This is a genomic window from Enterobacter hormaechei subsp. hoffmannii, from assembly GCF_001729745.1.
GTDB lineage: Bacteria > Pseudomonadota > Gammaproteobacteria > Enterobacterales > Enterobacteriaceae > Enterobacter > Enterobacter intestinihominis.
Genome location: NZ_CP017186.1, coordinates 1,753,568 through 1,776,814, shown reverse-complemented (window position 1 = coordinate 1,776,814; position 23,247 = coordinate 1,753,568). Strand labels below are relative to the sequence as shown.

The window sequence follows — 23,247 nt, the reverse complement described above, 5'->3', positions numbered from 1 at the left end:
ACAAGTGGCGGTTGGGTCATTACGATAACCGCACATTACCGTCCTGTGGCGACGGAAACAGTCCTTTTCTGGTTAGGGAGAATACATGCGAACCCTTTGGCGAATCTTTGCCGGTTTCTTTAAATGGACGTGGCGACTGCTCAACTTCGTCCGCAACCTGGTGATGAATATCTTCTTCATCTTCCTGGTCCTGGTATGCGCAGGTATCTGGATGCATCTCAGCAGCGCCAGCCAGGCGCAGAATTCGACGCGCGGCGCACTGCTCCTCGATATCACCGGTGTGATTGTTGATAAGCCATCGACCAGCAACCGTCTGGGCGTGATTGGCCGCCAGCTGTTCGGCGCGACTTCAGACCGCCTGCAGGAAAACTCCCTGTTTGATATCGTCGACACGATCCGTCAGGCCAAAGACGATCGCAACATTACCGGTATCGTGCTGGATCTGAAAGATTTTGCCGGAGCCGATCAGCCTTCGATGCAGTACATCGGGAAAGCGCTGCGGGAATTCCGCGACAGCGGTAAACCGGTCATTGCCGTCGGCGACAGCTACACCCAGGGGCAATATTATCTGGCGAGCTTTGCTAACAAAATCTGGCTCTCTCCGCAGGGCACGGTCGATCTGCATGGCTTCGCCACAAATGGTCTGTACTACAAATCGCTGCTCGACAAGCTGAAGGTCACTACCCACGTCTTCCGCGTCGGGACCTATAAATCTGCCGTGGAGCCGTTTATCCGTGATGATATGTCCCCTGCCGCCCGTGAAGCGGACAGCCGCTGGATTGGCGAGCTGTGGCAGAACTATCTCGGCACCATTGCCGCTAACCGTCAAATGACCGCTGAGCAGGTCTTCCCGGGCGCGCGCGGTGTGCTGGAGGGCCTGCGCAAAGTGGACGGCGATACAGCGAAATACGCGCTTGATAACAAACTGGTCGATCGGCTGGGTTCCAGCGCTGAAATCGAAAAAGCGCTGACCAAACAGTTCGGCTGGAGTAAAGAGGACAAGAACTACAGCGCCATCAGCATGTATGACTACGCCGCGAAAAAGCCGGATGACAGCGGTGACAGCATCGCCGTGGTGTTTGCTAACGGGGCCATTATGGACGGTGAAGAAACGCCGGGGAACGTCGGCGGGGACACCACCGCGTCGCAGATCCGCGATGCGCGCCTGGATCCGAAAGTGAAGGCGATTGTCCTGCGGGTGAACAGCCCTGGCGGCAGCGTCAGCGCCTCCGAGGTGATCCGTGCTGAGCTGGCCGCCGCGCGTGCCGCGGGCAAGCCGGTCGTGGTCTCGATGGGGGGCATGGCGGCTTCAGGGGGGTACTGGATCTCGACGCCAGCCAACTACATTGTGGCTAACCCAAGCACGCTGACCGGCTCGATTGGCATCTTCGGCGTGATCAACACCGTAGAGAACAGCCTGGATTATCTCGGCGTTCATACCGACGGCGTTTCCACCTCGCCGCTGGCGGATGTGTCCGTGACTAAATCTCTGCCGCCTGAGGTGTCCGAGATGATGCAGCTCAGCATTGAGAGTGGCTATAAGCGCTTCATCACGCTGGTGGCGGATTCCCGTAAAAAAACGCCAGACCAGATTGACCAGATCGCGCAGGGCCACGTCTGGACCGGCCAGGATGCGAAGAGCAACGGTCTGGTAGACAGCCTGGGTGACTTCGACGATGCCGTGAAGAAAGCGGCGGAACTGGCGAAGCTCAAGCAGTGGCACGTTGACTATTATCAGGACGAACCGACGTTCTTCGATATGGTCATGGACAGCATGTCCGGCTCCGTCCGCGCCATGCTACCGGAAGCGCTTCAGGCGTATCTGCCGGCGCCGGTGGCGACGGCGGCTAAAGCCATGAAAGCGGAGAGCGATAAGCTCGCGACTTTCAACGATCCGCAAAGCCGTTACGCGTTTTGCCTGACCTGTGCGAACGTGCGTTAAAAACCGTCCCCTCTTCCCGTTAAGAGGGGATTTTTTCTTTTGAAGAACAAGAACTCATTACCATGCAGAAGAAATCAATATATGTCGCCTATACCGGCGGTACCATCGGTATGCAGCGCTCAGAAAATGGCTATATCCCGGTTTCTGGCCACTTGCAGCGCCAGCTGGCGCTGATGCCTGAATTCCACCGTCCGGAAATGCCGGACTTTACCATCCACGAATATGAGCCGCTGATGGACTCCTCCGACATGACGCCGGAAGACTGGCAGCATATTGCGGACGATATTAAAGCCCATTACGACCATTACGACGGCTTCGTGATCCTGCACGGCACCGACACCATGGCGTTCACCGCCTCGGCGCTCTCCTTCATGCTGGAGAACCTGGGCAAGCCCGTCATCGTGACCGGTTCGCAGATCCCGCTGGCGGAACTGCGTTCAGACGGGCAGATCAACCTGCTTAACTCCCTGTACGTGGCCGCTAATTACCCGATCAACGAGGTAACGCTGTTCTTCAACAACCGACTGTACCGCGGGAACCGTACCACTAAAGCGCACGCTGACGGCTTTGACGCGTTTGCCTCACCTAACCTGCAACCGCTGCTGGAAGCGGGGATCCATATCCGTCGTCTGGGCACGCCGCCCGCGCCAAATACTGCAGGCGAGCTGATCGTTCACCCGATCACCCCGCAGCCGATTGGCGTGGTGACGATTTATCCGGGTATTTCCGCCGACGTGGTGCGCAACTTCCTGCGCCAGCCGGTGAAGGCGCTGATCCTGCGCTCCTATGGCGTGGGTAACGCCCCGCAGAACGGTGAGTTCCTGAAAGAGCTTCAGGAGGCGAGCGAGCGCGGGATTGTGGTGGTCAACCTCACCCAGTGTATGTCCGGAAAGGTCAATATGGGCGGCTACGCCACCGGCAACGCCCTGGCGCACGCTGGCGTGATCAGTGGTTTCGATATGACCGTTGAGGCAACGCTGACTAAACTTCACTATTTACTGAGTCAGGATCTGGATATTGATTCCATTCGCCGCGCCATGATGCAAAACCTGCGCGGTGAACTGACGCCGGACGAATAAGGAGTTCCCATGAAGCAACGCGCCCTGTTACTGGTCGATTTGCAAAATGATTTCTGTGCGGGCGGTGCGCTGGCCGTCGCGGAAGGCGACAGCACCGTCGACGTCGCGAATTCGCTGATTGAGTGGTGTAAGGCTCGTGATGAAGCGGTGGTGGCGAGTCAGGACTGGCATCCGGCAAACCACGGCAGCTTTGCCAGCCAGCACAACGTTGAGCCTTACAGCCAGGGCGAACTGGACGGACTGGCGCAAACCTTCTGGCCCGATCACTGCGTGCAGCAGACGGAAGGCGCTGAGCTGCATCCGCTGCTGAACCAGAAAGCCATCGACGCGGTGTTCCACAAAGGTGAAAACCCAACCATCGACAGCTACAGCGCATTCTTCGATAACGGTCACCGCCAGAAGACGGCGCTGGACGCATGGTTACGCCATCATGAGATCACCGAGCTGATTGTGCTGGGCCTGGCGACGGATTACTGCGTGAAGTTCACCGTGCTGGATGCGCTCCAGCTGGGCTATACCGTGAATGTCATTACCGACGGCTGTCGCGGGGTGAATATTCAGCCGCATGACAGCGCCCAGGCGTTTATGGATATGGCCGCAGAAGGCGCAACGCTGTATACGCTGGCTGACTGGATGGAGACGCAGGCGTAAGCTTTTTTAGCCGGGAGGCGGCTTCGCCTTACCCGGCCTACTTTCTCTGGTTTTGTAGGCCGGGTAAGCATCAGCGCCACCCGGCAAAACCCCTCCCCGATCTCCCATAAAGTGAACTCCCTCGCATCACAAGCGAGGCGGCGATGGTATTCTCTTCAGGCTGTTTTTTCGCCACGCCTTTTCTGTGGCGTGGTTATTTTTATTCAGTCAAAGAGGAACTTATATGAAACGTTTGCCCTTGCTGGCAGCATTACCCTTGCTTTGTGCGTCACTGGCTTCCGCCGCGCCCCTGATGTCCGTGGGCTACTTCAATGGCGGTGGCGATGTTACCGCCGGACCGGGTGGCGATATCAATAAACTCGATGTCCGCCAGATCACACACCTCAACTACTCGTTTGGTCTGGTCTATAACAACGAGAAAGACGAAACCAACCCTGCACTGAAAGATCCGGCAAAACTGCATCAAATCTGGTTATCACCCAAGGTGGCATCCGACCTGGCGTTACTTCCTCAGCTTCGTAAACAAAACCCGAATTTAAAAGTGCTGCTTTCCGTTGGCGGCTGGGGCGCACGTGGTTTTTCTGGCGCAGCGGCTACCAAAGAGAGCCGCGCGGTGTTTATTCGCTCCGCGCAGCAGATCGTCAGTCAATACGGCCTGGACGGGATCGATCTCGACTGGGAGTTCCCGGTCAACGGCGCGTGGGGACTGGTCGAGAGCACCCCAGCCGACAGGGATAATTTCACCGCGCTGTTAAAAGAGATGCGTGACGCGTTTGGTAAGAAAAAACTGGTCACGATTGCGGTGGGCGCAAATGCAGAAAGTCCGAAAAGCTGGGTGGATGTGAAGGCCATTGCCCCCCTGCTCGATTACATCAACCTGATGACCTACGACATGGCGTACGGGACGCAGTATTTTAACGCGAATCTGTATGACTCCAGCGCCTGGCCAACGGTGGCTGCCGCAGACAAATACAGCGTTGATTTTGTGGTGAATAACTATCTGGCCGCCGGCCTAAAGCCGCAGCAAATGAACCTCGGAATCGGTTTTTACGGTCGTGTACCGAAGCGCGCCGTTGAACCGGGTATCGACTGGAGTAAACCGGACGCGCAAAACAATCCGGTCACCCAGCCCTACTTCGGGCCGCAGGAACTGGGCCTGTTCAAATCGCTTGGCTATGACCTGACCAAAGATACCTACGTGAAATACAACGATATCGTCCGCAAACTGCTAAACGATCCGCAGAAACGCTTTACCGAGCACTGGGACGAACAGGCGAAGGTGCCGTGGCTGTCGGTAAAATCCGCCGACGGGAAGGCGCTGTTTGCGATCTCCTATGAGAACCCGCGTTCCGTGGCGATTAAAGCAGATTACATCAAGGAGAAAGGTCTCGCCGGGGCGATGTTCTGGGAGTATGGCGCGGATGACAACAACCAGTTAGCGAAGCAGCTGGCGGAGTCGCTTGGGATCCCGCACTAAGGTGTAGTGTGCCGGGTGGCGGCTTCGCCTTACCCGGCCTACATGGGAGATTTATTTGAAGGTTGCAATCGGCTTCGGCGTGATGCCGAAGTCTTCTTTCAGTTCGCGCTTACTTTTCATCACCATCTGACCGTTAGTGTCGATGGTCATGTGCTGGGCGTTGGTATTGTGACGCGCCTGCCACAGCATCACCAGCTGCAAGCTGTTCTCTTTTTGCTCAGGTGTGAGCGCCACACCGTCCGGCCATTTTCCCAGCTCAACGGCCGTCACCAGGCGCTGATAAACCTCCGGGGTCATGCCTGCAATCATGTCATCAATATTCACGATCTCTCCCTTTCAAAGGAATAATTTGCTGAATCGTTTTTTCAACCCTTGGTCTGGTCGCCGTTTTCGTCATCGGTAAAGCTCATCGAAGCCGAATTTACGCAGAAACGCTCCCCCGTCGGCTGCGGGCCATCCGGGAAGACATGCCCGAGATGGGCGTCGCAGTTCCCACAACGAATTTCGGTGCGCACCATGCCGTGCGAGGAGTCCGTCAGATAGCGGATCGCATCATCGCTGACAGGCTCGTAAAAGCTTGGCCAGCCGCAGCCAGAATCGTACTTAGTCTGGGAGTTAAACAGCGGTGCATCACACACCAGGCAGTGGTAGACGCCTTCCCGTTTATTGTGCAGCAAACGCCCGGTAAACGGCGGTTCCGTGCCGTGATTTTGCGTTACGTAAAACTGCATCTCTGTAAGGTTTTTTTTCAAATCGTCGGGGTTATGTTGGTTCGACATATGCTTACATCTCGCTGTTGAAACAGACATCTTTTAACCCAGATTCTAACAAAACATTAACACCCGCGCGTGCACTTTTGATCTAAACTTATGTGTCGCGAAAAGGCGGTCAGGCAATTGTGATCAATTTCACATTTTAATCCTGCGAGGCCTTTAAAATTCCGGGCGCAGCCCCCATGTGGTTGCTAGCTCAAAGGGAAAGTGAGGCGAGTCAGTCGCACAAACGTTAGTCACAGGATTGATTTGTCGCAATGATTGACACGATTCCGCTTGACGCTGCGTAAGGTTTTTGTAATTTTACAGGCAACCTTTTATTCACTAACAAATAGCTGGTGGAATATATGACTATCAAAGTAGGTATCAACGGTTTTGGCCGTATCGGCCGTATTGTTTTCCGTGCTGCTCAGAAACGTTCTGACATCGAAATCGTTGGTATCAACGATCTCCTGGACGCTGAATACATGGCGTACATGCTGAAGTACGACTCAACTCACGGTCGTTTCGACGGCACCGTTGAAGTGAAAGACGGCCACCTGGTTGTTAACGGCAAAACCATCCGCGTTACTGCTGAGAAAGACCCAGCTAACCTGAAATGGAACGAAATCGGTGTTGACGTTGTAGCTGAAGCTACCGGTATCTTCCTGACCGACGAAACTGCACGTAAACACATCACTGCGGGTGCGAAGAAAGTTGTTCTGACTGGTCCTTCCAAAGACAACACCCCAATGTTCGTTCGCGGTGCAAACTTCGAAACTTACGCTGGCCAGGACATCGTTTCCAACGCATCCTGCACCACCAACTGCCTGGCACCGCTGGCTAAAGTTATCAACGACAACTTCGGCATCATCGAAGGTCTGATGACTACCGTTCACGCTACCACCGCTACTCAGAAAACCGTTGATGGCCCGTCTCACAAAGACTGGCGCGGCGGCCGTGGCGCGGCTCAGAACATCATCCCATCTTCTACCGGTGCTGCTAAAGCAGTAGGTAAAGTACTGCCAGAACTGAATGGCAAACTGACTGGTATGGCGTTCCGCGTTCCAACTCCTAACGTATCCGTTGTTGACCTGACCGTTCGTCTGGAAAAAGCTGCTTCTTACGAAGAAATTAAGAAAGCAATCAAAGCTGCTTCCGAAGGCCCAATGAAAGGCGTTCTGGGTTACACCGAAGACGACGTTGTTTCTACCGATTTCAACGGCGAAGTGTGCACTTCCGTGTTCGATGCTAAAGCAGGTATCGCACTGAACGACAACTTCGTGAAACTGGTTTCCTGGTACGACAACGAAACTGGCTACTCTAACAAAGTACTGGACCTGATCGCTCACATCTCCAAATAAGTTGAGATGAGTGCTTGATCCTAAAAGGCGACTTCGGTCGCCTTTTTTATTGTTTTTAGACAGAGGATTGCTTAATGATTAATAAAATTTTTGCACTTCCGGTAGTCGAACAACTTACCCCTGTGCTCTCCCGCCGTCAGATTGACGGCGCCGATATCATCGTCGTCGATCATCCGCGCGTTAAAGCCTCCGTAGCGCTCAATGGCGCCCACCTGCTCTCCTGGAAACCAGAAGGCGAAGAAGAAGGCCTGTGGCTGAGCGAGGCCACCTCGTTCAAAAAAGGGGCGGCGATCCGTGGCGGCGTACCGATCTGCTGGCCATGGTTTGGTCCGTCAGCGCAGCAGGGATTGCCGTCTCACGGTTTCGCCCGTAACCAGCAGTGGACGCTGAAAGCCCACAACGAAGATGATAACGGCGCGGTGTTGACCTTTGAACTTCAGGCAAATGATGAAACGCGCGCCCTGTGGCCACATGAATTCACCCTCTATGCCCGCTTCAAGCTGGGTAAAACCTGCGAGATTGAACTGGAAGCGCACGGCGAATTCGAAACAACGTCCGCCCTGCACACCTATTTCAACGTAGGCGACATTCAGGCCGTTAAGGTGAGCGGACTTGGCGATACCTTTATCGACAAAGTGGACAACGCGAAAGAAGGCAGGCTGGACGACGGCGTTCAGAGCTTCCCGGACCGTACCGATCGCGTGTATCTGCACCCGGAAGCCTGTAGCGTCATCCACGACAGCGCGTTGAACCGCGGCATTGACGTGGTTCACCACCACCATAGCAACGTGGTGGGCTGGAACCCGGGCCCTGCCCTTTCCGTCAGCATGGCAGATATCCCGGATGACGGTTACAAGACCTTCGTGTGTGTGGAAACCGCGTGCGTGACCGCCCCGCAGAAAACCAGCGAAGAAAAACCGTCCCGCTTAGGCCAGACGATCAAGATTGTGAAGCGCTAATATTTATCAGGCACCATAAAAAACAAACGGGGCGCAAGCGCCCCGTTTTAATACATCACGTTCTGGTCAGAACTTGTAGGTCACACCCACGGAGAAGATGCCGGACCAGGACTTGTCGACCATCGGGCTGTCCTTCACTTCGTCGCTCAGACGGGTATAACGGCCAGTACCGTACACGTTCCAGTCACCGAGGAAGTTATACGAGGCGGTGAGTTCCAGGTACGGATCCCAGCCATCATCAGCGCTGTAGCTCTTCAGACCACTGCGGCGAGACTCAGCCTTAGACACGCCATAGTAGTAGTCATTGTAATTCTCGCTGCTGTACTGCACACCGATACCCGGCGTCAGGGTCACCGCGCCGTTGGTATAGCGATAAAGCCACGCCAGATCCCAGATGAAGCCATTGCTGTTGTCCAGGGTATCGCCCGCCAGCGCCGTGCGCAGGAAGCCATACTCGGTATTATGGACGTAAGAAAGCCCGGCCATCAGTGAGCTTCTGCGCTTGTCCAACTGACGAAGCGCATTGCTGTCGCTGTCGCCTGGTTTAAAGTACGTTGGGTCGTAATAGGCCATGATGGAGAGCTTATCGGCCGTATCGTTCCACAGATAGTAGCCGCCGCCCAATCCACGGAACCAGAAGTTATCGCCTTCATAGGTGACAACGGGGACAGGATAAACGTCGCGGTCATACTGCTTGTACGGGCTGTTGATCACGCCAGCACCCGCGCCAACAGTCCACTGGCTCTCAGCCTGTACGGTGCTCGCTGCGGTAGCGGCAAGGATGCCCAATGCCAGAAGTTTGAGTTTGGTCACAATCCATTCTTTCCTGTAGTCAAATAATCAGCGGGTGAAGTGTAACCGCCATTCCCGTACATCCCAAAATTTTTTGCGCGCGAATCCATTTGATTAACCCGTTATTTTTCATTTTTCAGATGACATCCCGCTTTCATTTATGTGACCGATAAATGAAAAACCCCCTTTTCGCTTATAACCGCAGTGGAAATTTTTGGATGAGTTATTGATATGTCATTGAAAGTAGATTTTATCCGTATGCAAGTTTTGCAATTGCCATCTACGCTTTAATTTAAGAAGAGGTTTTGCTGAACACCCTGCGGTTCATAGCCTTCGACCTGGCACACAGGTTGCTGCTCTGGCAGTGAGGTGCGAAAGATTCTCTTCCGGGAGCCTCCACTACTCATACGAACGGCTCTTATCCTGTGCTAAAAAACGAAAGGACGGCATGCCATGAATATATTCGATCACTATCGCCAGCGCTACGAAGCTGCCAAGGACGAAGAGTTCACACTGCAGGAGTTTCTTACCATTTGTCGGCAAGATCGCAGTGCCTATGCCAATGCGGCAGAACGGCTATTGATGGCTATCGGTGAGCCAAACATGGTTGATACTGCCCTGGAGCCACGGCTTTCCCGTCTTTTTTCGAATCGGGTAGTCGCCCGATACCCGGCGTTTGAAGAGTTCTATGGTATGGAAGATGCCATTGAGCAGATCGTCTCCTACCTGAAGCATGCCGCTCAGGGGCTGGAAGAGAAGAAACAGATCCTTTACCTGCTGGGTCCCGTCGGCGGGGGTAAATCCTCCCTGGCTGAACGCCTGAAAGCGCTGATGCAGCGCGTGCCGATCTATGTGCTGAGCGCCAACGGCGAGCGCAGCCCGGTCAATGACCATCCGCTGTGCCTGTTTAACCCGCAAGAGGATGCGCAAATTCTGGAAAAAGAGTTTGGCATTCCGCATCGCTATCTCGGTACGATCATGTCGCCGTGGGCGGCAAAACGCCTGCACGAGTTTGGTGGGGACATCACCAAATTCCGCGTCGTGAAAGTGTGGCCGTCTATCCTCGAGCAGATCGCCATTGCTAAAACTGAACCCGGTGACGAGAACAACCAGGACATCTCGGCGCTGGTGGGTAAAGTCGATATCCGTAAGCTGGAACATCACGCGCAAAACGACCCGGATGCCTACGGCTATTCCGGTGCGCTATGCCGCGCCAACCAGGGGATTATGGAATTTGTCGAGATGTTTAAAGCACCGATCAAAGTGCTGCATCCGCTGCTGACCGCCACACAGGAGGGGAACTACAACGGGACGGAAGGTATTTCCGCCCTGCCGTTTAACGGGATTATCCTCGCCCACTCGAACGAATCTGAATGGGTGACCTTCCGTAACAACAAAAACAATGAGGCGTTCCTTGACCGTGTGTACATCGTCAAAGTGCCTTATTGCCTGCGGATCTCCGAGGAGATCAAGATTTACGAAAAACTGCTCAACCACAGTGAGCTGGTCCATGCCCCTTGCGCACCGGGAACGCTGGAAACGCTGTCGCGCTTCTCGATTCTGTCGCGCCTGAAAGAGCCGGAAAACTCCAGCATTTACTCCAAAATGCGCGTGTATGACGGCGAAAGCCTGAAGGATACCGACCCGAAAGCCAAATCGTACCAGGAATACCGCGATTACGCCGGGGTCGACGAAGGGATGAACGGCCTGTCGACACGTTTCGCGTTTAAGATCCTCTCCCGCGTCTTTAACTTCGACCACGCGGAGGTGGCCGCCAACCCGGTTCATCTGTTCTATGTGCTGGAACAGCAAATTGAACGTGAACAGTTCCCACAGGAGCAGGCTGAACGCTACCTGGAGTTCCTGAAAGGCTACCTGATCCCGAAATACGCCGAGTTTATCGGCAAAGAGATCCAGACCGCCTACCTGGAATCCTATTCCGAATACGGCCAGAACATTTTCGATCGGTACGTCACCTACGCTGACTTCTGGATCCAGGATCAGGAGTACCGCGACCCGGATACCGGCCAGCTGTTTGACCGTGAATCCCTGAACGCAGAGCTGGAAAAAATTGAGAAACCGGCCGGGATCAGCAACCCGAAAGACTTCCGAAACGAGATTGTGAACTTCGTGCTGCGCGCCAGAGCGCATAACAACGGCCGTAATCCAAACTGGACCAGCTACGAAAAACTGCGCACGGTTATAGAGAAGAAAATGTTCTCTAACACGGAAGAGCTGTTGCCGGTTATCTCGTTCAACGCCAAAACCTCAACCGACGAGCAGAAAAAGCACGACGATTTTGTCGACCGTATGATGGAAAAAGGCTATACGCGCAAACAGGTCCGCCTGCTTTGTGAATGGTATCTGCGCGTGCGTAAATCGTCTTAAAACAAGTGCCCGGTAACGCGCTTACCGGGCCAACAAAATGTCCGGCACTTACGGACGCTGCAAGTTGGCAAATGCAGTACGGGGGATATATGACCTGGTTTATTGACCGGCGTCTTAACGGCAAAAACAAGAGCACGGTGAATCGCCAGCGCTTCTTGCGCCGTTATAAAGCGCAAATTAAACAGTCGATCTCCGAGGCCATCAACAAACGCTCGGTGACCGACGTCGACAGCGGCGAATCCGTCTCCATCCCCAACGATGACATCAGCGAACCGATGTTTCATCAGGGGCGTGGCGGCCTTCGCCATCGCGTGCACCCAGGTAATGACCACTTCGTCCAGAATGACAGAATCGAGCGGCCACAAGGCGGAGGCGGCGGTTCTGGCAGCGGTCAGGGACAGGCCAGCCAGGACGGTGAAGGCCAGGATGAGTTCGTCTTTCAGATTTCAAAAGACGAATATCTCGACCTGCTGTTTGAGGATCTGGCCCTGCCGAATCTGAGAAAGAATCAGCACCGTCAGCTCAACGAATACAAAACCCATCGCGCGGGTTATACCGCAAACGGGGTGCCCGCCAACATCAGCGTGGTGCGTTCACTGCAAAACTCGCTGGCGCGACGCACGGCGATGACGGCAGGCAAACGGCGCGAACTGCGCGAGCTGGAAACCAGCTTGAAAGTGGTGGAAAACACCGAACCGGCGCAACTACTGGAAGAGGAGCGCCTGCGAAAAGAGATTGCCGAACTGCGGGCGAAGATCGACCGGGTGCCGTTTATCGACACGTTCGACCTGCGCTACAAGAACTACGAAAAACGTCCGGAGCCTTCCAGCCAGGCGGTGATGTTCTGCCTGATGGACGTGTCAGGTTCAATGGATCAGGCCACTAAGGATATGGCTAAGCGTTTTTATATTCTGCTCTATCTGTTCCTGAGCAGAACGTATAAGAACGTGGAGGTGGTCTACATCCGCCATCACACTCAGGCGAAAGAGGTGGATGAGCATGAGTTTTTCTACTCGCAGGAGACCGGTGGCACCATCGTGTCGAGCGCCCTTAAGCTGATGGATGAGGTGGTGAAGGAGCGCTACGACCCGGCGCAGTGGAACATCTACGCCGCCCAGGCATCGGATGGCGATAACTGGGCGGATGACTCGCCCCTGTGTCATGAAATTCTGGCGAAGAAGATCCTGCCGGTGGTGCGCTACTACAGTTACATTGAAATTACCCGTCGCGCCCACCAGACGCTGTGGCGCGAGTATGAGCATCTGCAAGCGATGTTCGATAACTTTGCGATGCAGCACATTCGTGACCAGGATGACATCTATCCGGTCTTCCGGGAACTGTTCCAGAAACAGTCTTCCACCAGCAACGCATGAATCAACAGCCAGCGCTCCCGCTGGCTGTTTTCTTTCAGCCCTCTCCCTCCCGTGCTAATGTAGCAAGCTACGTATTGGCTAATCACAGGTGAAATCGTTATGTCTGATGACGTGATCGGGACGACAACCCATCAGCAGCTAATCAGCTTATTAACCGAGCAGGAGGCGCACTTTCGTGTGGTGGCGCATGAGGCCGTAGGGAAATGCGAAGCGGTCAGTGAAATTCGCGGGACCGATCTCCGCCAGGGAGCAAAAGCGCTGGTCTGTAAGGTAAAAGGCAACGGCGTTAAGAAACATATTCTGGCAATCCTCGCCGCCGATCGGCAGGCCGATCTGAGCCTGCTGGCCAGCCATTTCGGAGGGCTTAAGGCATCTCTCGCCAGTCCGGCCGAAGTGGATGCGCTTACCGGCTGCGTTTTCGGCGCCATTCCCCCCTTCAGCTTTCACCCGGATCTGACGCTGGTCGCCGATCCGCTGCTGTTTGAGCGCTTTGACGAGATCGCCTTTAACGCCGGTCTGCTGGAAAAATCGGTGATTATGGATACCCAGGACTATCTGCGTATCGCCCGTCCTGAACTGGTGTCGTTCCGTAAACAATAAATACAGAGGCTGGCTAACGGTCAGCCGTTTTCCAGCAGCAGCACGGAAGCAATCAAAATAATCGCGATGATAAAAAACGATGAGGAGATAATCAGCGTTTCGACAAACATAGGATCGTTCATGATGCCCTCTGCCTTGCCCATTTCCCTTTTTTTTACTCCCGCAAAATGACAGTTAAATGACAATGACGCGTCCGCGAAATGACAATTTTTCGCTGAAACGATTCGCTGTTAACTCCCCTCCCCCGTATAAAGTCACTGTTTAAATACTTTATTTGTTACCGGTATCACGAAAAGAAATTTACGTAACCCCGATGCCAGATCTCGCAATTGTTAACCTTTTCATGATGGTTAACCTTGTTTACGGAGCACCTCATAAATAAACCTTACACTGGCAAGGTGAATACAATGACCGAGATAATTACCCGTAAAGAAAAAATCAGTTATGGGTTAGGCGATATGGCGAGCCATATTGGGCTGGATAACGTCATTATTTTTCTGACGTTTTACTATACGGACGTGGTGGGGTTACCTGCCGCATTCGTGGGCACTATGTTTCTTCTGGCGAGAACCGCCGATGCCATAATTGATCCGGCGATGGGCTATATCGCAGACAGGACGCGTACCCGCTGGGGAAAATTCCGCCCCTGGATGCTGTGGCTGGCGCTGCCCTTTGGCGCAAGCTGTCTGCTGACCTACGCCGTGCCGGCGTCGCTCGACCTGCACGGTAAAATGATTTTCGCCACCGTCAGCTATACCCTGATGATGCTGATGTATACCGCAATCAATATTCCCTATTGCTCCATGGGCGCGGTAATTACGCCCGACAACGATGCGCGAATTTCCCTTCAGTCTTATCGCTTTTTCCTTGCCACGCTGGGTGGCGCGTTGTCGACATTCTTTATGATGCCGCTGGCAGAGTTTTTAGGCGGCGACGATAAATTACTGGGCTACCGCTGGGCGATGGCCATTATGGCGACCGTCGCGGTGATCATGTTCTGGATCTGCTTCGCCAATACGCGTGAACGTATTAAGGCTCCCGCCACCCACAATAATTATCTTGCGGAACTACGGGATTTATTACGAAACGACCAATGGCGAGTTGTCGCCGTCCTGGTATTAACCAATATTGGTTTTGGCGTTATTCGCCTTGGCGCAATGATGTATTTCGTCACTTATTATCTCGGTAGCGCAAGCTATTTTATGTGGATGCTCGGGGCGCATATTCTCGGGAAAGCCGCAGGCAGCGCGCTGGCCAAACGTCTGACGCAGAACGTCAGCAAAGTGCAGATGTTTGGATATTGTTCCGTACTGGCGGGGGTACTCAGCATCGCCCTGTTCTTTGCGCCTAAGTCGGTGCTTATTCTGGTGCCCATGACGTTTATCGTCTCCACTCTTTACCAGGCCACCACCACGCTAATGTGGGTGATGATGGCGGATGTCGCCGATTACGGCGAATGGAAACAGGGCAAACGCATGGACGGCGTGATCTTCTCCACCTTCCTCGCCGTACTCAAGCTGGGGATGGCGATCAGCGGCGCGATTGTTGGCTGGACGCTGGGCTTAAGCGGCTATGTTGCCAATGCCCCGGAACAAACTACCACGGCCATGTACTGCATCATCGCCCTCTTCACCGTCGTACCTGGCATCTTGTCGCTCTGCGCGTTTGCCACGCTGCGCTGGTACAAGCTCGACGACAGCACAATGCAATCCATCCATCTCGCCAAACACCCTGTTTAGAAGGACGCATTATCCATGAGTGAGCTGATTCAACATTCCAACTGTATCGAATGGCGTTTTGAACGCCAGATCCTGCGCATCGAACCCTGGGGAGAAAACAGTCTTCGCGTCAGGGCCACCTGCTCCCCGGCATTTGATGACGCCTTACAGGCACTGTTACCCGCCGCCCCTTGCCAGGCCGAGATTGTCGCCGAAGCGGAAAGCCTGACGCTGCGCAACGGCAATATTACCGCGACCCTGAACCTTAAAGGTCAGTTGGCCTTCTACAATCAGCGCGGCGAACTGCTGCTGGAGGAGATGTGGCGCCAGCGTTCAACGGTGGGTATCGGTGCCAGCGAGAAGAGTCAGGATAAATATGTCAGCGCTCTGAAGCTGGATGGCCGCGAATTTAAACCGCTGATGGGGGGCAAATATCAGCTCACCGTCCGGTTTGAATCGCGTCCGGATGAACGCATCTATGGCATGGGTCAGTATCAACAGCCGTGGCTGGATCTGAAAGGCTGCACGCTGGAGCTGGCTCAGCGCAACTCCCAGGCCAGCGTGCCCTTTATGCAGTCCAGCCTTGGCTATGGCCTGCTGTGGAACAACCCGGCGATTGGTGAAGCCAGCTTTGCAAAAAATCAGACGGAATGGCGCGCCCGCGTCACAGGAGAGATGGACTACTGGATCACCGCCGCTGACACGGTGGCGGATATCACCCGCCAGTATGTGAAAGCCACCGGTACTCCGCCCCCCGCCCCGGCGTTTATCAGCGGGCTGTGGCAGTGCAAATTGCGATACCGCACCCAGCAGGAGGTGCTGGAGGTTGCGCGGGAGTATCGCCGCCGTAATCTGCCGCTGTCGGTGATGGTCATCGACTTTTTCCACTGGCCGAATCAGGGCACCTGGTGCTTCGACCCCGTAGACTGGCCCGATCCTGAAGGCATGGTCGACGAGCTGCGCGAAATGGGTATTGCGCTGATGGTGTCGGTGTGGCCAACGGTAGAGGCGCGCAGCCCCCTCTACCCGCTGATGAAAGCCAAAGGCTGGCTTGTCAGCAGTGAGCGCGGCGTGCAGGTCAACCTCGATTTTATGGGCAATACCACCTTCTTTGATGCGACCCATCCTGAGGCGCGGAAATTCGTCTGGGATACGGTGAAGAAAAATTACTACGACATGGGCATTAAGCTGTTCTGGCTGGACGAAGCGGAGCCGGAATACCGCGCCTATGATTTTGACAACTATCGCTACCACGCCGGTCCGGTACTGGAAGTGGGCAATCGCTACCCGCGTGACTTTGCGCAGGGCTTTTACGATGGGCTCCAGGCAAACGGCGAAACCGACATTGTTAACCTGGTACGCTGCGCCTGGGCAGGCAGCCAACGCTTCGGCGTGCTGGCGTGGTCGGGTGATGTCCACTCCTCGTTCCATGCTTTTCGCAATCAACTCGCCGCAGGACTGAATATGGGGCTGGCGGGGATCCCATGGTGGACGACCGATATCGGCGGCTTCCAGGGAGGGAACGTTAACGACCCGGCGTTCCATGAATTGCTGATCCGTTGGTTCCAGTGGGCGGTGTTTACACCGGTACTGCGCATGCACGGCTATCGCGAACCGCAGATCCAACCTCCGGAGGGCTACCGTGACGGTATTCCTCAGTGTAACAGCGGTTCGCCTAATGAGCTGTGGAGTTACGGAGAAGAGAATTACGCCATCATGCAGCACTGGCTTACCGTGCGCGAAACCCTGCGCCCGTATATTGACGCGTTGTACCGGCAGGCTCATCTGCACGGAGACCCGCTCATGCGTCCGCTGTTCTGGCACTATCCGAAGGATAAGCAGAGCTGGGCGTGTGAAGATCAGTATCTGTTTGGTGAAGATCTTCTGGTGGCGCCGGTTATGCAGGCCGGTCAGCGTGAGCGCGATGTCTGGCTGCCGACGGGCAATAGCTGGATCGCCCTCAACGGTGAGCGCTACGCCGGTGGGGAGCATATCCGGGTGCCTGCGGCGCTGGAAACCATCCCGGTGTTTATCCGCGAAGGGAGTCCGCTTATCCAGCAACTGGTGGACTGACGTCAGGCAAGTGCCCAAAAATAGACAATTTTTTTAGTAAAGCCTGCCTGCCGTCGCGTTTGCGCGTAAAGTAAGCAGGCTTACTATTTTTGGCAAGGATCCCGTCATGTTCGACCCTACACTACTCATACTTCTGGCCCTGGCTGCTCTGGGTTTTGTCAGCCACAATACCACCGTCGCGATTTCCATTTTGGTCCTGATCATCGTTCGCGTCACACCGTTGAACACCTTCTTCCCGTGGATAGAAAAACAGGGGCTTACCATCGGGATCATTATTTTGACCATCGGTGTGATGGCCCCGATTGCCAGCGGAACGCTACCGGCCTCAACGCTGCTGCACTCCTTTGTGAACTGGAAATCGCTGGTGGCGATTGCAGTGGGCGTTTTTGTCTCATGGCTTGGCGGGCGCGGCGTGACGCTGATGAGCAGCCAGCCTTCTCTGGTGGCCGGGCTGCTGGTGGGCACCGTGTTAGGCGTGGCGCTATTTCGTGGCGTGCCGGTTGGCCCGCTGATTGCTGCCGGACTGGTTTCGCTGTTTATCGGGAAGTCGTAGTCAGGCTGGCGATATAGCGGGCGGGCGTCTGTCCCAGTCCTTTCTTGAACATGGTGATAAAGGCGGTGGTGGAGTCATACCCCAGCGCCTGCGCCGCCTGCTGGACCGACTTTCCGCCGATCAAAAACTGCAATGCGACAATCAGCTGGAGCTGGTGTCGCCAGCGGCGAAAGCTTAAGCCGGTCTCTTTCACCACCAGCCGCGCCAGATTGCGCTCGCTCATGGCAAAGTGGCTGGCCCACTGCGCCAGCGTCTGCCAGGCGGCAGGTTCGTTTGCCATGGTCTCACTCATCAGACGAATTTTCGGATGCGGAGATACCGGCAGCTGGAGATGCTCCTGCGGTTGCAGGGGCAGTTCATCAAACAGGACGTCAACCAGCCTTCCGGTAGCGGGAAGAGGCAGTTCCTCCTGTGACCTGTCCGCGAGCGCCAGCACCAGCTCCCGCACCAGGGGTGATATTTTCAACGTACAGGTACGGGTCGGCAATTCGAGCGCACCGGGTTCAATAAACAGCAGGCAGAGCTGCGCGCCGGGCGTCGCCTTGTTGCTGTGCGGCGTTTGACCCGGGATCCACACCGCATACTGGGGCGGCACCATCAGCATCGCGTTCTCTACTTCACAGGTGATCGCTCCTCCCAGCGCCATAATCAACTGCCCTTTGCGGTGCAGATGCAGCGGAATGTACTGTTCTTGTGCCACCACGCGGATGCGAAAGGCCACCGCCGCGTCGTGGTGGCTATCGGGATCGTAGCCGTCGAGTCCCAGTCCATACATAAAGTTGTCCGATATTAGCGATAAACTGTCATTTTAGCCTGATTTCAACCACGACTTAAATCGGTATGGTATGCGCTCGCCTGAACGTAAGAGACAATAATGACTACTGCTATTCAACCTTCCGGGAAACAGGGCGCGCTGCTGGTTGCAGGCATCCTGATGATCGCCACGACGCTGCGCGTCACCTTTACCGGTGTCGCCCCCCTGCTCGACACCATCCGACAGGACTATGGCTTAAGCACGGCGCAAACCGGCCTGCTCACAACGCTGCCTCTGCTGGCCTTCGCCTTTATCTCTCCCCTTGCCGCAGGCGTCGCCCGGCGCCTGGGCATGGAGCGCAGCCTGTTTATCGCTCTGCTGCTGATTTGCATCGGGATTGGCGTACGTTCGCTGCCGTCGGCCTCGCTGCTGTTTATCGGTACGGCGATCGTGGGCTGTGGGATTGCGCTGGGCAATGTACTGTTACCCGGATTAATCAAACGTGATTTTCCGGGCCAGGTCGCAAAACTGACGGGGGCTTATTCGCTGACGATGGGAGCCGCCGCTGCCGCAGGGTCGGCGCTGATCGTCCCGCTGTCGCTGGGGAGTGGTGGCTGGCACGGGGCGCTGTTGATGCTGATGTTCTTCCCGCTGGTGGCGCTGCTGCTGTGGTTACCGCAATGGCGCCAGAGGCCGGCCGCCACCCTGACCGGTGCGGGCGCGTTGCACAATCGGGCAATCTGGCGCTCCGCACTCGCCTGGCAGGTGACGCTTTTTCTGGGCATTAACTCGCTGATTTACTACGTCATTATCGGCTGGTTACCCGCGATTTTACTTAGCCACGGCTACAGCGAAACGCAGGCTGGCTCCATGCACGGACTTCTCCAGCTGGCAACCGCTGTTCCCGGTCTCGCCATTCCGCTGATCCTGCACCGTCTTAACGATCAGCGTGGCATAGCCGGGCTTGTCGCTCTGATGTGCGCCGTCAGTGCGGCCGGGTTCTGGTTCGCGCCGGGGCTGGCCGTCGTCTGGACGCTGGTGTTTGGCTTTGGATCCGGCGCCACCATGATCCTCGGCCTGACGTTTATCGGACTGCGCGCCAGCTCGGCCCATCAGGCCGCCGCGCTCTCCGGCATGGCACAGTCGATTGGCTATATGCTGGCGGCCTGTGGCCCACCGCTGATGGGGAAAATTCACGATACCGCCGGAGACTGGCGCATTCCGCTGCTGGCCTGCGCGCTGGCTGCGGTAGTGATGGCCCTGTGCGGCATGCTGGCCGGGCGTGACCGGGAGATCACACCCCGCTGACATTCAAGGCAGACCTGACGGTCTGCTTTTTTTATCCCTGCGCCGCCCGCAGCATGGCCTGTACCAGCACCACCGGGCGCCCTTGAAGCGCAGCCCGCTCATGCTGGAACAGGGTGATGACAAAGAAAGGATGGGTCAGCAGCTCTGCCGCGCGGATCTCGCCCTGCTCGTCCCAGCCCGTTACGCGCATGTCGCCCCGCTCAAGCTGGCTGGCAAACTCAGACGAGACGCCGTAATTGCAGTGATAACCTTCATGAATTTCCGGCTTGCCGTACGCTTTGGCAATCAGCGTGTTGTTCCGCAGCTCAATCGCGTCGGTTTTTTCCACCAGCGAGCAGGCCAGCGGCGCAATCACCATCCTCCCCTCGGTATCGGTTTCGGCATGGCCTGCATCGTGCCAGCCCAGCACATTACGGGCATACTCAATCAGCGCATGCTGGAACCCGCCGCAGGTGCCGAGAAAAGGGATGCTGTTTTCACGCGCGTAACGCGCGGCAATAAACGCCGCCTCGGTGTTTTTATACGGGCTTGCCGGTACCAGCCAGATGGCATCGTACCCGACCAGGTCTTCGGGGTTGGTCAGCTCAGGCGTGGCGAGCCAGTCATAATCAGCGGTGAGATCCAGAACCGCAGCGGCGTCGTCAATCGCCAGCGGGATCGCCTGGTGCGCAATAACATCGGGATTGTAATCACCAACCAGCGCAATGCGCAGCGTCGTTTTAACCGGGGAGAGTTCCATGAGAGATTCCTTATGCCGGAGGATTTTCAGATAACATAAGGAACCTCAGACTACCGATCTTTTGCAATTATCACAATACCTTAAATTGGGTGCTTAAACGCCGGGTGCTATAGTGTTCTTGCCGAACGTCGCACGGTAGGAGGAAAACGGATGATTCAATGTAAGCGCGTCTATGAACAGGCAACGTCAGACGATGGTTACCGGGTGCTGGTAGACAGACTCTGGCCGCGAGGGATAAAAAAGACCGACCTCGCCTGTGATGAGTGGTGTAAAGCGCTAACGCCGTCCAGCGAACTGCGGAAAGCCTTTCACAGTGAAACGATAGATTTCACCGCGTTCAGTGAAGCCTATCGTAAAGAGCTGGCGCAGCATCAGGATGAAGGCAAACGCCTGGCGGCCCTCGCCCGACAGCAGACCGTGACGCTACTCTATGGGGCGAAAAATACGGAGCAGAATCACGCGCGGGTACTGGCGGACTGGCTGCGTAAACTGTGATTAACCGATTGCCAGCTCATCCACGTTGTGTGGCATCTCGTCGGGAGTAAGCGGCATCAAATGTTCCGGGCGAACAAACGCAAAACCGTGCTGATTATCAAAGGCGTAAACATCACCGGTGACCAGCCACAGCGCACGCGCTGATGTATCAGGTAATTGCGTCATGACGCCGTTAACCGGGTTCACAAAACGCTGGCCCGGCTGACAAAGGCCAAACAGCTCCACGGATTTACCGATATTTCGACGGCCCGCCGTCGTACGCGCACCCACAATTATCGCCATGCTGCCCGGTTTTAACTGAAACATACTTCTTCTCGCAAACGTACCGCCAGAAACTGGCTAAGAATAATCCTAAAGAGAAGTGTATCGCAGTTTTATTGCCGTTGTCATCTGGTCGGTTGCGGGTGATCGCGGCGATAGAGATCCCATTCATCGATCACTTCCCCGCCTGGCAATTTGCACTCGGTACGTACGCCCTGCGGGCTTTGTACAGGGATTTGCTCTCCCCCTTTCTCCAGACAGTACACTGACGCCGGATTTGCCATACCAATAGCGTGCGGCGGTTGAGGCGCATCGGGAGGAGGTGTCTTTGTTGAGCATGCGGCCAGCGGTAAAACCAGCGCCAGGAGAAGATATTTCATTATCATGATCCTTCAGGGTGTTGAAAACGTCAGAGTAACGGGTCATCGCCGTTTTCTCCATGATTTCTCCATTAAACCTGCACGATTCATCCCTATAGTGGTGTCTGTTCTCACTCTGACCAGAGAACATCATTCCGTAATCAAGATGTTTTGCCCCGATCTCAACATCGGGGCTTTTTTTTAGCCTCTCCTTCATCCGCTTTCAGAAGAATCTATAAAATTAATCCTGTTCATGTTTTACTATGACCGGAGTCTATATTTTCAGCATAACATGCAGATACAGAGGTCTTCTGCATGGGAGTCAACCTGCCTCATGTCAGATATCATTCTTGCCCGTGTTTCAGAAACCCTCTCCACCGAGCAATCTCTCGACAGTCTGGTGCGTCAGCTACTGGAAATGCTGGAAATTGTGACGGATATGGAATCAACCTACCTGACCAAAATCGATATCAACGCGCGTTTGCAGCACATTTTATATGCCCGTAACAGCAAGCAAATGCAGATCCCGGAAGGGTTCAGCGTGCCCTGGGACGAAACGCTCTGTAAGCGCGCCATGGATAGCGACACCTTGTTCAGTAACGAGGTGCCCGACCGCTGGCCGGAGTGTGAAGCGGCAAAAGCACTGGGTATTACAACCTATATGAGCGTGCCGGTTCACCTGGCTGACGGTTCTCTGTACGGCACGCTTTGCGCTGCCAGCACCGCACAGAAACAGTTCAGCGAGCGTGGCGAGCAGGTGATCAGGCTCTTTGCCGGGTTAATTGGTCAGTACATTCAGAAAGAGTCGCTTGTGCTTCAGCTTCGTGAAGCAAATGCGGCGCTCATTGCCCACTCTTACACCGACGCCCTTACCGGCCTGCCGAACCGTCGCGCCATTTTTGAAAACCTTACCACCCTGTTCTCACTGGCGCGCCATCTTAACCGCAACGTCATGATTGCCTTTATTGATCTCGATGATTTCAAGCGAATCAATGATCACTACGGTCATGAAGCGGGCGATCGGTTCCTCGTTCAGGTCGGCAATCGACTGACTCACCAGCAAACGCAGGACGAAATTATCGGCCGGCTCGGCGGCGATGAATTTCTGGTTGCCAGCCTGAGTCACAGCAATGATGGCGACGCCAGCACAGAGGTCAACGCTATCAAAACCCGCCTCAACGGCCGTATCGCGGGTGAATATGGGTTAGGTAATGTCACTATTCTCTATCCCGGTGCAAGCTATGGCGTCGTTATTGTTGATCCTCACTGCACAGATGAAGATAGTGCCCTGCGCACCGCAGACCTCGCGATGTATCAGGATAAAAAAGGAAAAAACAAAACAGGCTTTGTCGCGTTAGATTAAAACCGTACACTCTACGGCCTTATACAAACTCAAACAGGTGATGGCATGAGAATAGGGATCCTCTTTCCGGTGGTTATTTTTATCACGGCAGTAGTGTTTTTAGGCTGGTTTTTCCTTGGCGGTTACGCCGCGCCGGGGGCATAAATGAGAAAAACGACCCTCATCATGCTGATTGTCGCCATCGTGGCCGTCGCCGGTACGCAGTTAGGCTGGTGGTAACGCCCAAAGTAAAAAGGCCGCCCTCAGG

At 55.1% G+C, this 23,247-nt stretch carries 25 protein-coding genes; 17 read left to right on the top strand and 8 right to left on the bottom strand.

Annotation, left to right across the window (positions count from 1 at the left end):
• The first annotated feature begins 85 nt into the window (after positions 1 to 85).
• The 4 genes from sppA to chiD all read left to right on the top strand — a co-directional run bounded on the left by sppA (position 86) and on the right by chiD (position 5,149).
• Positions 86 to 1,942, top strand: a complete 1,857-nt coding sequence (sppA, locus tag BFV65_RS08345) for a signal peptide peptidase SppA (RefSeq protein ID WP_023299888.1) — start codon at positions 86 to 88, stop codon at positions 1,940 to 1,942.
• 62 nt (positions 1,943 to 2,004) lie between these two features.
• Positions 2,005 to 3,021 (top strand): asparaginase, encoded by a 1,017-nt coding sequence (gene ansA / locus BFV65_RS08340; protein ID WP_069596453.1) that lies wholly within the window; start codon positions 2,005 to 2,007, stop codon positions 3,019 to 3,021.
• A gap of 9 nt (positions 3,022 to 3,030) precedes the next feature.
• Positions 3,031 to 3,672 (top strand): bifunctional nicotinamidase/pyrazinamidase, encoded by a 642-nt coding sequence (pncA, locus tag BFV65_RS08335; RefSeq protein WP_023305944.1) that lies wholly within the window; start codon positions 3,031 to 3,033, stop codon positions 3,670 to 3,672.
• A 223-nt stretch (positions 3,673 to 3,895) separates the two neighbouring features.
• A complete protein-coding gene (gene chiD / locus BFV65_RS08330) occupies positions 3,896 to 5,149 on the top strand; it encodes a chitinase ChiD (protein ID WP_022647792.1) in 1,254 nt (417 codons plus the stop codon).
• Positions 5,150 to 5,200: 51 nt separating this feature from the next.
• Here the strand turns inward: chiD and BFV65_RS08325 are convergent, their stop codons facing one another.
• Together BFV65_RS08325 and msrB are read right to left on the bottom strand one after the other, a co-directional pair.
• Positions 5,201 to 5,473 (bottom strand): YeaC family protein, encoded by a 273-nt coding sequence (locus BFV65_RS08325; protein ID WP_022647791.1) that lies wholly within the window; start codon positions 5,471 to 5,473, stop codon positions 5,201 to 5,203.
• A 41-nt stretch (positions 5,474 to 5,514) separates the two neighbouring features.
• Positions 5,515 to 5,928: a peptide-methionine (R)-S-oxide reductase MsrB gene (msrB, locus tag BFV65_RS08320; protein ID WP_022647790.1), complete on the bottom strand. Its 414-nt coding sequence runs from the start codon at positions 5,926 to 5,928 to the stop codon at positions 5,515 to 5,517.
• A 341-nt stretch (positions 5,929 to 6,269) separates the two neighbouring features.
• Between msrB and gapA the strand changes: the two genes are divergently transcribed.
• Both gapA and BFV65_RS08310 read left to right on the top strand, forming a co-directional pair.
• A complete protein-coding gene (gapA, locus tag BFV65_RS08315; RefSeq protein ID WP_006809136.1) occupies positions 6,270 to 7,265 on the top strand; it encodes a glyceraldehyde-3-phosphate dehydrogenase in 996 nt (331 codons plus the stop codon).
• Between the two features lie 74 nt (positions 7,266 to 7,339).
• The gene (locus BFV65_RS08310; protein WP_022647789.1) at positions 7,340 to 8,224 is read left to right on the top strand and encodes a D-hexose-6-phosphate mutarotase; all 885 of its coding nucleotides are present in this window, start codon (positions 7,340 to 7,342) and stop codon (positions 8,222 to 8,224) included.
• Positions 8,225 to 8,290: 66 nt separating this feature from the next.
• On the opposite strand, the gene BFV65_RS08305 is transcribed toward BFV65_RS08310, so the two are convergent.
• Positions 8,291 to 9,037, bottom strand: coding sequence for a MipA/OmpV family protein (locus BFV65_RS08305; protein ID WP_032676322.1), 747 nt, complete (start codon positions 9,035 to 9,037; stop codon positions 8,291 to 8,293).
• Between the two features lie 432 nt (positions 9,038 to 9,469).
• On the opposite strand from BFV65_RS08305, the gene yeaG reads away from it, so the two are divergent.
• The 3 genes from yeaG to BFV65_RS08290 all read left to right on the top strand — a co-directional run bounded on the left by yeaG (position 9,470) and on the right by BFV65_RS08290 (position 13,377).
• Positions 9,470 to 11,404 (top strand): protein kinase YeaG, encoded by a 1,935-nt coding sequence (yeaG, locus tag BFV65_RS08300; protein WP_006809140.1) that lies wholly within the window; start codon positions 9,470 to 9,472, stop codon positions 11,402 to 11,404.
• 89 nt (positions 11,405 to 11,493) lie between these two features.
• Positions 11,494 to 12,777, top strand: a complete 1,284-nt coding sequence (locus BFV65_RS08295) for a YeaH/YhbH family protein (RefSeq protein ID WP_017384692.1) — start codon at positions 11,494 to 11,496, stop codon at positions 12,775 to 12,777.
• A 99-nt stretch (positions 12,778 to 12,876) separates the two neighbouring features.
• Positions 12,877 to 13,377 carry a YbaK/prolyl-tRNA synthetase associated domain-containing protein gene (locus tag BFV65_RS08290; RefSeq protein ID WP_022647787.1) on the top strand — a complete coding sequence of 167 codons (501 nt, stop codon included), beginning with the start codon at positions 12,877 to 12,879 and terminating at the stop codon, positions 13,375 to 13,377.
• Between the two features lie 20 nt (positions 13,378 to 13,397).
• On the opposite strand, the gene yoaI is transcribed toward BFV65_RS08290, so the two are convergent.
• Positions 13,398 to 13,499, bottom strand: coding sequence for a small membrane protein YoaI (gene yoaI, locus BFV65_RS23355; protein ID WP_017384693.1), 102 nt, complete (start codon positions 13,497 to 13,499; stop codon positions 13,398 to 13,400).
• A 285-nt stretch (positions 13,500 to 13,784) separates the two neighbouring features.
• Here yoaI and BFV65_RS08285 point away from each other — a divergent pair, with 285 nt between their 5' ends.
• The 3 genes from BFV65_RS08285 to BFV65_RS08275 all read left to right on the top strand — a co-directional run bounded on the left by BFV65_RS08285 (position 13,785) and on the right by BFV65_RS08275 (position 17,721).
• Positions 13,785 to 15,116 (top strand): glycoside-pentoside-hexuronide (GPH):cation symporter, encoded by a 1,332-nt coding sequence (locus BFV65_RS08285; protein ID WP_023305891.1) that lies wholly within the window; start codon positions 13,785 to 13,787, stop codon positions 15,114 to 15,116.
• A gap of 15 nt (positions 15,117 to 15,131) precedes the next feature.
• Positions 15,132 to 17,168, top strand: coding sequence for a glycoside hydrolase family 31 protein (locus tag BFV65_RS08280; RefSeq protein WP_069596452.1), 2,037 nt, complete (start codon positions 15,132 to 15,134; stop codon positions 17,166 to 17,168).
• Between the two features lie 106 nt (positions 17,169 to 17,274).
• The gene (locus tag BFV65_RS08275; protein ID WP_003857881.1) at positions 17,275 to 17,721 is read left to right on the top strand and encodes a DUF441 domain-containing protein; all 447 of its coding nucleotides are present in this window, start codon (positions 17,275 to 17,277) and stop codon (positions 17,719 to 17,721) included.
• On the opposite strand, the gene BFV65_RS08270 is transcribed toward BFV65_RS08275, so the two are convergent.
• On the bottom strand, positions 17,705 to 18,496 hold the full coding sequence (locus BFV65_RS08270; RefSeq protein WP_069596451.1) for an AraC family transcriptional regulator: 792 nt from the start codon (positions 18,494 to 18,496) through the stop codon (positions 17,705 to 17,707). The genes BFV65_RS08275 and BFV65_RS08270 overlap by 17 nt on opposite strands.
• Before the next feature lie 99 nt (positions 18,497 to 18,595).
• Between BFV65_RS08270 and BFV65_RS08265 the strand changes: the two genes are divergently transcribed.
• Positions 18,596 to 19,783, top strand: a complete 1,188-nt coding sequence (locus BFV65_RS08265; RefSeq protein WP_069596450.1) for a CynX/NimT family MFS transporter — start codon at positions 18,596 to 18,598, stop codon at positions 19,781 to 19,783.
• A 31-nt stretch (positions 19,784 to 19,814) separates the two neighbouring features.
• Here the strand turns inward: BFV65_RS08265 and BFV65_RS08260 are convergent, their stop codons facing one another.
• On the bottom strand, positions 19,815 to 20,522 hold the full coding sequence (locus tag BFV65_RS08260) for a CTP synthase C-terminal region-related (seleno)protein (protein WP_032624456.1): 708 nt from the start codon (positions 20,520 to 20,522) through the stop codon (positions 19,815 to 19,817).
• A 150-nt stretch (positions 20,523 to 20,672) separates the two neighbouring features.
• On the opposite strand from BFV65_RS08260, the gene BFV65_RS08255 reads away from it, so the two are divergent.
• The gene (locus tag BFV65_RS08255; protein WP_045621401.1) at positions 20,673 to 21,017 is read left to right on the top strand and encodes a DUF488 domain-containing protein; all 345 of its coding nucleotides are present in this window, start codon (positions 20,673 to 20,675) and stop codon (positions 21,015 to 21,017) included.
• On the opposite strand, the gene BFV65_RS08250 is transcribed toward BFV65_RS08255, so the two are convergent.
• A complete protein-coding gene (locus BFV65_RS08250; RefSeq protein ID WP_022647778.1) occupies positions 21,018 to 21,323 on the bottom strand; it encodes a hypothetical protein in 306 nt (101 codons plus the stop codon).
• 80 nt (positions 21,324 to 21,403) lie between these two features.
• Entirely contained in the window at positions 21,404 to 21,658 is a 255-nt protein-coding gene (locus BFV65_RS22375; RefSeq protein WP_022647777.1) for a putative hemolysin, read from the bottom strand.
• A 313-nt stretch (positions 21,659 to 21,971) separates the two neighbouring features.
• Between BFV65_RS22375 and BFV65_RS08240 the strand changes: the two genes are divergently transcribed.
• Genes BFV65_RS08240 through yoaJ form a run of 3 tightly spaced genes read left to right on the top strand, consistent with a single transcriptional unit; the run spans position 21,972 to position 23,219 of the window.
• Positions 21,972 to 23,000 carry a sensor domain-containing diguanylate cyclase gene (locus BFV65_RS08240; protein ID WP_045307956.1) on the top strand — a complete coding sequence of 343 codons (1,029 nt, stop codon included), beginning with the start codon at positions 21,972 to 21,974 and terminating at the stop codon, positions 22,998 to 23,000.
• A 45-nt stretch (positions 23,001 to 23,045) separates the two neighbouring features.
• Entirely contained in the window at positions 23,046 to 23,144 is a 99-nt protein-coding gene (locus BFV65_RS23070; RefSeq protein ID WP_015570793.1) for a YoaK family small membrane protein, read from the top strand.
• Positions 23,145 to 23,219, top strand: coding sequence for a protein YoaJ (gene yoaJ / locus BFV65_RS23540; RefSeq protein WP_071785224.1), 75 nt, complete (start codon positions 23,145 to 23,147; stop codon positions 23,217 to 23,219).
• The last annotated feature ends 28 nt before the right edge of the window (positions 23,220 to 23,247 follow it).

What these genes read in the sequence shown, in the direction of transcription:
- BFV65_RS08250 (WP_022647778.1), bottom strand. Translation starts at nt 21,323, where the DNA reads ATGTTTCAGTTAAAACCGGGCAGCATGGCGATAATTGTGGGTGCGCGT.
- BFV65_RS08295 (WP_017384692.1), top strand. Translation starts at nt 11,494, where the DNA reads ATGACCTGGTTTATTGACCGGCGTCTTAACGGCAAAAACAAGAGCACG.
- ansA (WP_069596453.1), top strand. Translation starts at nt 2,005, where the DNA reads ATGCAGAAGAAATCAATATATGTCGCCTATACCGGCGGTACCATCGGT.
- BFV65_RS08240 (WP_045307956.1), top strand. Translation starts at nt 21,972, where the DNA reads ATGTCAGATATCATTCTTGCCCGTGTTTCAGAAACCCTCTCCACCGAG.
- msrB (WP_022647790.1), bottom strand. Translation starts at nt 5,928, where the DNA reads ATGTCGAACCAACATAACCCCGACGATTTGAAAAAAAACCTTACAGAG.
- BFV65_RS08270 (WP_069596451.1), bottom strand. Translation starts at nt 18,496, where the DNA reads ATGTATGGACTGGGACTCGACGGCTACGATCCCGATAGCCACCACGAC.
- BFV65_RS22375 (WP_022647777.1), bottom strand. Translation starts at nt 21,658, where the DNA reads ATGAAATATCTTCTCCTGGCGCTGGTTTTACCGCTGGCCGCATGCTCA.
- yeaG (WP_006809140.1), top strand. Translation starts at nt 9,470, where the DNA reads ATGAATATATTCGATCACTATCGCCAGCGCTACGAAGCTGCCAAGGAC.
- BFV65_RS23070 (WP_015570793.1), top strand. Translation starts at nt 23,046, where the DNA reads ATGAGAATAGGGATCCTCTTTCCGGTGGTTATTTTTATCACGGCAGTA.
- BFV65_RS08290 (WP_022647787.1), top strand. Translation starts at nt 12,877, where the DNA reads ATGTCTGATGACGTGATCGGGACGACAACCCATCAGCAGCTAATCAGC.
- pncA (WP_023305944.1), top strand. Translation starts at nt 3,031, where the DNA reads ATGAAGCAACGCGCCCTGTTACTGGTCGATTTGCAAAATGATTTCTGT.
- BFV65_RS08255 (WP_045621401.1), top strand. Translation starts at nt 20,673, where the DNA reads ATGATTCAATGTAAGCGCGTCTATGAACAGGCAACGTCAGACGATGGT.
- BFV65_RS08275 (WP_003857881.1), top strand. Translation starts at nt 17,275, where the DNA reads ATGTTCGACCCTACACTACTCATACTTCTGGCCCTGGCTGCTCTGGGT.
- gapA (WP_006809136.1), top strand. Translation starts at nt 6,270, where the DNA reads ATGACTATCAAAGTAGGTATCAACGGTTTTGGCCGTATCGGCCGTATT.
- yoaI (WP_017384693.1), bottom strand. Translation starts at nt 13,499, where the DNA reads ATGAACGATCCTATGTTTGTCGAAACGCTGATTATCTCCTCATCGTTT.
- BFV65_RS08285 (WP_023305891.1), top strand. Translation starts at nt 13,785, where the DNA reads ATGACCGAGATAATTACCCGTAAAGAAAAAATCAGTTATGGGTTAGGC.
- BFV65_RS08260 (WP_032624456.1), bottom strand. Translation starts at nt 20,522, where the DNA reads ATGGAACTCTCCCCGGTTAAAACGACGCTGCGCATTGCGCTGGTTGGT.
- chiD (WP_022647792.1), top strand. Translation starts at nt 3,896, where the DNA reads ATGAAACGTTTGCCCTTGCTGGCAGCATTACCCTTGCTTTGTGCGTCA.
- sppA (WP_023299888.1), top strand. Translation starts at nt 86, where the DNA reads ATGCGAACCCTTTGGCGAATCTTTGCCGGTTTCTTTAAATGGACGTGG.
- BFV65_RS08310 (WP_022647789.1), top strand. Translation starts at nt 7,340, where the DNA reads ATGATTAATAAAATTTTTGCACTTCCGGTAGTCGAACAACTTACCCCT.
- BFV65_RS08280 (WP_069596452.1), top strand. Translation starts at nt 15,132, where the DNA reads ATGAGTGAGCTGATTCAACATTCCAACTGTATCGAATGGCGTTTTGAA.
- BFV65_RS08265 (WP_069596450.1), top strand. Translation starts at nt 18,596, where the DNA reads ATGACTACTGCTATTCAACCTTCCGGGAAACAGGGCGCGCTGCTGGTT.